A 7,593-nucleotide genomic window follows, 5' to 3' on the forward strand; every position below is an offset into this window, starting at 1 on the left:
TTAGAAAAAATTTTTTATTAAACAAACTGGATCAATAATTTTACAATGCGGATCTCGATTATGAATGTTTACATACCATTCTTTACCTTTTTTTATTACCGTAGCATCAAGATAACCTACAGTTTGAAGATCCTTAATTGCTTTTTTTACAATTCGATTCTGTTGAGGATCTGAAGAAGTCAATATAAGTCTTTTTTTGATCCGACTGAAAGATAATGGAATAGGTTTTTGAGGAAGACTTTCGATAAAAGTATAGAGAGCTTGAGCTGAGCCTTTATTAGCTAATTTTCTTAAGATAATCATATGTAATAAAACTTGATTATCTATTCGATAAAGTTCCCACAAAGATTCGTCTGCTTGAAGACGTATAGTATCAGCTTGTATATCATATTGACCCCTTTCTAACAGCCCAGTAATGGCATGTTTATTTTTATTTTTGGATGATAAGCTTATAGTAGTAGAACGCAATCTTATAAGAGCATGTGAAATACGATTACGTAATACTGTAGTTTTTTCCTTATCTGGGTAACCAGCAAACGAAGCAAATTGTGTAAAAGGTAATTCAATTGAATTAGTTTTTTCACCGTACTGACTAAATGAAATAATAATTGCAGCCCAAACCTTGAAATCGGTTTCCATAGAAAGTCTGGGACCGGATATCAATATATTAGTATAACCCTCTGCTTGAGCTAATTCTAATCCAGCCAATTCCTTAGAAGCATCTATAGAAAGGTTTTTAACCTTACTACCTTTGCGTTTTAACGTTGGAACAAAAAGCCCTAATCGCATTAATGCAACTGGTTGTACAGTATTATGTGCGGTTGGGGATAACTTTTTACCTGTATGACTAACTCTTAAGACATCAAATAGATGTAATATTTTGTTTTTATTGAACATAATCTAATTTAAATTCATAAAAAAGACAAATGTTAGAAGATTAATTATTTATCCAGTTTATAAACATTTTTATCCAGTTTATAAACATTTTTATCCAGTTTATAAACATTTTTATCCAGTTTATAAACATTTTTATCCTAGATGAAGCCTTATACCACAAGCTTTCTAAAGGTTAGGGATATTTAATGGTTATTATAAGGTTTTATATGGTTAAATTATTATATTTTAAATTGTGGATATGTAGATATGTCGATAAAATATGAAAATATTAAGATAAAATTAAATATAACAATACTAAAAGAGAAAAATAATTCACTTTAGATCATCTATATACATACAATTTTTTATTTTAATTTGTAATTTTCTACATTGATTACATTATAAAAATAGTCATAAATATACTTGATACTAAGTTTAAATTTGGAAATATGTGTTATTCATGGTATTGAACATTTTCGCATATAAACTTAACCGAAAAGATATCAGTCAATTTTTTATAATTTTTAATTAATCAAAAAAACTATGCTTGAATATTCTTTTTTTAACCAAGCGTATTGAATTTTATTTATAATTTTTATAATTACTATTATAATTAATGATTATCCATTTTACGACATAAACATTTAAGAAAGATAATTTGATAAACAAAATAAATCTATACTAAATATTTCTTTGATCCTCAATTCAATTAAATTAATACTTTCGGTAATTATTATTAGATACTGGTTAAAGCTTTTAAAATTAATTATTCTTAAATTATCTAACTAATTTACAATACTAAAATATTTCAAATCAAGTTTCAAAAATCGTTAAAAAATTTGAATTTAATGCGTTAATTACAAATTATTAAAAATAATAATTCTTAACTTATATTATTGATATACAAGGCATATATTTTTTGGCAAAAAAACCTAAAACAGATTACAGAGTTTTCATATTAAATGAATTTTACATTTGAATGTATAAATATATATATCAGCTAAAATATCATTAAGAATAAATTTAAAACACATAATTTACCCTTTGCACAAGCCAAATATTATTTTTATGAATAAAATGCGTAATGGAACAATTATCAATTTCTGTGCAAAATGCATCTGATCCACAATGAATACGGAGAACAGTTTTAATTACACCACTATGGGTAAAGATCATTATACGGTCATAATTAGATAAAATCTGGCCCAATGATGACTTGATGTTTTCCTTAAATAGTAGATATTTTTCACTATTTTTTTTTCGAACATCTGGATAGAATTTTTTTGGTAGAATTAATTGACTACGAACATGAAAAGTAGCCTCTTGAAATTGATGGTCAAAAATTACTTCTGCAAATAAATGAATTGGCAAAGCTATACGCGCTGTTTCAACTGATCGATGTAACGGACTGCTGAGTATATGAAAATTACTAATATCAGCATACTGAGCTAAAGTTTTGGATAATTCTGAAGCCTGTTTTATACCTATCGATGTAAGATGACTATTTTTATGTTGTGTAATGCCTGCTTGCCATTCAGAATGTGCATGTCTAATAAGAATTAATTCTCGTATCATAAGTTATAAACTCGCAGATAACTAAAAATTAGGGATTTTTAAATTTTAGTTAAATTAAAAAATTTATTCTAAAGCTAGTAAAATGGCAAATTTACAATGAGATACACTTTTTATCTGAAAATACTATAAAAAAACAATGCCGCTCTCTATAAATTTTTTAAGCAATTATGTATACTAATAACTATTTTTAATCAGCGCAGATAAAAAAACGCATTTAATATATTATGCATAACATCAATATGTTATTTTTCATAAGGTATTTTTCTGTATTAAACGATTTTTAAAATACTGATACTAACCAATATGTTAACATAAAATTAAATATGTTGAGTTATGCATAATTAGCTATGCATAACTCAACATATACATGCCGTTTATTTAAAATAGAAATGTTGCTATGTTAAAAGAAATACTTTTAAAATTTTTTGCAAAAATAATCTTGATTTGCTCAATTGATTTTTACGTTACTATAATAATCTCTTTCTTGCTTATTAAAATATAATAACGAAATATATCTAAAAAAATTAATGCATTCATAAAATAATGAAATATATTTAGATATATAATCAAAATGAATATTAATTTTTATATCTAAGTTTAGTACTTGCCAAGTAATCGCATGCCTCGTTGATATTTAATATCATAAATTACGCAAGTATTAAAATAAGAGATAAGCGAATCCCGCAAAATTTCTACAATTCGAATTATACGTACATCATTTTTAATTTTATTAGAAATACGTGGGTAAAGAGATAACTCAATTTCACGAAAATATTTCCACATTACAGGATTCTGCATATCATTCAGAGAACGAAAATCAAAAACTGTACACCTATCCATCGAACATCTTAACACATCATACCCATCAATTAGTACATAAAACGTAGAACGATATCCACGCAATATCATTGCAGGAATTAGATTTTTAGGTGATATCCCTGTAGCAATTTCAAGAAAAGTACCAGGTTGTTCAACATCTTGACGTGTTATGAATTTTTTAACAATATCAATAGCAATAGGACTAACAGGATTATTTTGAATAATTTTTTTTCTTCACCTTCAAAAACATGTCTTCTATCTAAACGATTACCTGTAGTATCCTCAGGCATTTTAAAAGAACAAAATGCATGTGTTAATTTACTACAAGATGTTCTTAGCAATGCTCCAGTAGGAAGGATATCATAGTTTTCAGTATCATAATAAACTGCCGTATTAAGAGGAGGATTAATTCTTACTTGATCACGTTCTTTAAATTGAATGCTAGGATAACGTACGCTCATATCAGACGAAATTCGATCGAGCCATTTATAATATTGCTGATCACCAATGTGATCAGCAACAATCTTAACTGCCATTTGACGAAATATGTTATATTCTCTATATATTTCGTGTATTGAACCTTCAGTATCGACAATTAAATTCATAAAAATACCTCACATTTTATCAAGAGTATACGTAAGTAACTTTTTTAGTTCTGCTGAAGAATACATAGGAACATTAGAAATAGTATTACTACGTGGATAAAATGTATTATAAGTATGAGAAAAATTTCTCTTTCTTGGCCCTCTGACCATAAAAGATATGATAGGTTCGTTATTATTAGGAAATACAATACGATGAATTAGTTCATTCTTCATATTATAAATATGACCACAATTGACAATTTTCTCATCGATTTTATCAAGATAAACATATTTTTCGAAAAAACAATTATGAATATTACTTGTTTTTGAAGGAAGATATTTATATTTTTGTAATTTAATTTTAGTAATGGATTTTTTAGATGATTCTGTAAATATTTCATGTATCTGTTTGCCACACAATACATGAGAAGAAAAACTAAACCGATGATCATGAATTAATTCTTGACTAACTTCATTTTCAGTAAATGGAGGTTTCCAAATATGAAGTGTTAAACGACAGTGATCTTGATGAAAGTCATTTATTAAAGAAATTTTTGAAAAATGATTAACATGACGATAAGAATTAGAAGAAATTTCTTTAAGATAATTTTCATCGATAAGAATTTCTTTAATAATTTTAGGCAATAATCTTTCATTCCAAATCAGTTGAAGAAAAGTTATAGAGAGTTTAAAAAACTTATCCTCGTCCTTCTGACAATTGTTTAATTTCTCAAAATGCATTTTTATTTTATGTGAATTAATGCGATTTGTAATTATATTTTTCATATTTTATGATCTATATACTAAATAAAAATTAAGAACTCAAATTTTTATTAAATTAATTTAAATTAGTTTCATATGCATATTCTAATATGGCATACTTTCAAGATCGCTAAATTTATTTAATATTTAAATATTCTTGTTATATTATATAATTTGATATATATCATATAATTTTTTATTATGTTTTATATCTATGAAAAATAAAGACCGCAGAAAATTCTATTTTATAGGTATATAATTGATTAAAATCATCATATAAATTCCATAAAAATGAATTTTTTTAAAAACTAAAGCAAATTTTACTTAATATTTTTATTGTTTTTTATTAAATTAAAAAATAGCATCATTATTTCTATGGGAATTTACTTTTTTGTAAATAAAAAATATATTTGATTTTTAAAAAAAATTGATCATATTGAATATAATATTTTGAACAATTGAAAATTAAATCTTCAAAAATTAATTGAATTCACTCTGATTTTTAAAACAATTTAAATCTATCATACATGAACCAAATTTTCAAAAAATGTTGCAAAAGATTTTTAATAAATTCAATAAAAGATAAACCTTTCTATTCAAGACTTTTTACTTGCTTGCAAAAAAACTTTCTTTATAGAATTACAAAGACCAATAATAAAACCCATATTCTTAAAAAAGATATATAAATTTTATTTAAATATACAAAATTATGATTTCAATTTTATTTTAATGATTGTATTAACTAAAGTACAACATAATTAATAGTGAAAATTGCTATTAAAACTATTCTTCTGATTTTTACACATAGTATAAAATTTATGTTTATTTCCCCTTCTTAAATTTAATTCTCTTGACAAAAAAAATTCTATTAATATTCCTTATCCTTACAACAAGTTTTCAACTTATAATTTCAATATTTGATTTTACTATTTCAATTCAGTCAAAATTTATAATTTAAATTAAAAAAATAAATTAAAATAAATAATTTTTGTTGCTCTTTATAAAAAATACAATTTCTTATTTTAATCAAGAGAATTTATGGTTTTCTAGCACCATCTTCTGCACGATAATAATATGCCTAATATATTTAAATAAATAGATAAATACTTAATTACAAGCTGATCACGCCCATTATATTTATTACAAATATTTTCATTGAAAATATTTAAAAAACTGACATATAATAAACTTATCTTTTAAATTTTAATATTATGCGTTCCCAACGCATGTCAAAATAAATTATACAAAACACCACTATATTCTCGGTCCAATCTGTACATATTTTTGCTTTTCTAAACTAATTATCTGTATCGTCCTAATCTGCATTAATTAAATTTACACCATTTTTTCAAAGAATTAAACATTATCTTCCTTATAAAAAGAGAATATTTCTTTTTTAAAATCAAATATTAGGATGATAGAAAAATTAAATAATCAATATCTGATTCTTAAATGGTTTCTATACATTTTTAAAAGATATGAAATACAAAAAAATGTACTTATGCAGTTTATTATCACATAAGTAATATCGTATAATAATAATGCTATAGTATATGATTACAAATCACTAATTATCCATGCAATGTACTAAAATCATTAAAAAATTTAAAATAAATTAAACAACTTCACAATAGTCTCTTCTATATTTTAATCATTTAATGAACTTAATTTCAAAATAAATCTTATTAAAAATATAATATGTCAATATTTAGGCTGTATTGTTTGCGCTTCATTCCACAATCTTTCAAATTCTTCTATATACAATCTAGCTATTTCTGGTTCATTCTTAATATAAACAACATTCTCTGCATTCTTATAAGCAGCATTTTGTGAGTAGTTAAAACTACCCGTTTGTACAGATTTATTATCAACGATTATAAATTTGTTATGATGTATTGCATACTGACCGTTAAGGCGAACTGAAATCCCCTTGTTTCTTAGAAAAGTAATAGCAGTATATTTGCCATGATTTGCTTTTTTATCACCTATCACACGTATTTTAATTCCTTTTTGATGTGCTTCTAAAAGTGCAAAGCTAATTAGCTTACTAGTAAAACCATATGCCGCAATATCAATATGTTCATGTGCATCATGAATGGCCATTAACACTACTTTCTGCGCATTTCCATATGGAGAAAAACCAACAATAATATTCGCAGAACAGCTAATATTAGGTAACAAAAACAATACGATTACTAAAAATAAATATTTTACTTTCAATATTATTTCCTTCATTTTAATGCTAATCTTACAAAAATAAATTTTTTAATAGATATACTAAATTTTTATATTATGAACTGCCATATTTAACAAACTTATTGTATAAATTACATGATATTTAATTTTAACTAAATTACTATAATTAACATCAAAAATTTTAGACTAACTTTCATAATGGATCATTAAGAATCAATATAACCGAAGAATGAACAAAAAGAATAAACAGCTCTTGATATAAAAACCTTTGCTCAAACGCGCTCAGAAGCTTATAAAGCCTCTTTATACACATTAAGTGCCTATTTCCTACCTACCTAATAAAACCTGAAAAAAGATGCGTAAAATACCTCAGATTTAAAGTACGTGATAAATTTTATATGACATTCAACTTACGTCATACTCTATTAAAAATCATAAAAATCTTTCATAATTTAAGATAAAATTTTTACGTTTCTATTTGTTTTTATTTTAAAAGTAACGTGTAGACAATATATTACAATAATTAGTGTATATACACAATTTAACTTCAATAAACAATTATTTCGATCTATAAATTGAATTTCTCAAATTGATTTAAAAAAATTTAATTATAATCAATGAGATATTGATATATACTATGGTTAATATAAAATTGTTTTTTCTATGATATCTGATAAATTTCATCAAAATTGAATTAATGTAAATTTTTACATTAATTCAATGTGTTAACTATTACCAGTTTATAAACATTCTTAAAATGAAGAAACACAATTCTAATAAA

6 protein-coding genes are annotated in these 7,593 nt (G+C 24.2%); all 6 read right to left on the reverse strand.

All coding sequences use genetic code 11. The features are described from left to right. The gene (locus BMSBPS_RS04325; RefSeq protein ID WP_046201247.1) at positions 1 to 897 is read right to left on the reverse strand and encodes a RepB family plasmid replication initiator protein; all 897 of its coding nucleotides are present in this window, start codon (positions 895 to 897) and stop codon (positions 1 to 3) included. Between the two features lie 1,002 nt (positions 898 to 1,899). Then, positions 1,900 to 2,451 carry a histidine phosphatase family protein gene (locus BMSBPS_RS04330; protein WP_046201248.1) on the reverse strand — a complete coding sequence of 184 codons (552 nt, stop codon included), beginning with the start codon at positions 2,449 to 2,451 and terminating at the stop codon, positions 1,900 to 1,902. A gap of 597 nt (positions 2,452 to 3,048) precedes the next feature. Next, positions 3,049 to 3,360 carry a hypothetical protein gene (locus BMSBPS_RS04580; RefSeq protein WP_052719895.1) on the reverse strand — a complete coding sequence of 104 codons (312 nt, stop codon included), beginning with the start codon at positions 3,358 to 3,360 and terminating at the stop codon, positions 3,049 to 3,051. A 77-nt stretch (positions 3,361 to 3,437) separates the two neighbouring features. After that, positions 3,438 to 3,875 (reverse strand): hypothetical protein, encoded by a 438-nt coding sequence (locus tag BMSBPS_RS04585; protein ID WP_052719896.1) that lies wholly within the window; start codon positions 3,873 to 3,875, stop codon positions 3,438 to 3,440. Positions 3,876 to 3,884: 9 nt separating this feature from the next. Continuing rightward, the gene (locus BMSBPS_RS04340; protein WP_148424738.1) at positions 3,885 to 4,499 is read right to left on the reverse strand and encodes a hypothetical protein; all 615 of its coding nucleotides are present in this window, start codon (positions 4,497 to 4,499) and stop codon (positions 3,885 to 3,887) included. Positions 4,500 to 6,317: 1,818 nt separating this feature from the next. Beyond that, positions 6,318 to 6,836, reverse strand: a complete 519-nt coding sequence (locus tag BMSBPS_RS04345) for a phospholipase D family nuclease (protein ID WP_235375466.1) — start codon at positions 6,834 to 6,836, stop codon at positions 6,318 to 6,320. Positions 6,837 to 7,593: the final 757 nt, after the last annotated feature.

The sequence above is a fragment of the Candidatus Pantoea carbekii genome (genome assembly GCF_000971765.1).
GTDB classification, from domain to species: Bacteria; Pseudomonadota; Gammaproteobacteria; order Enterobacterales; family Enterobacteriaceae; genus Pantoea_A; species Pantoea_A carbekii.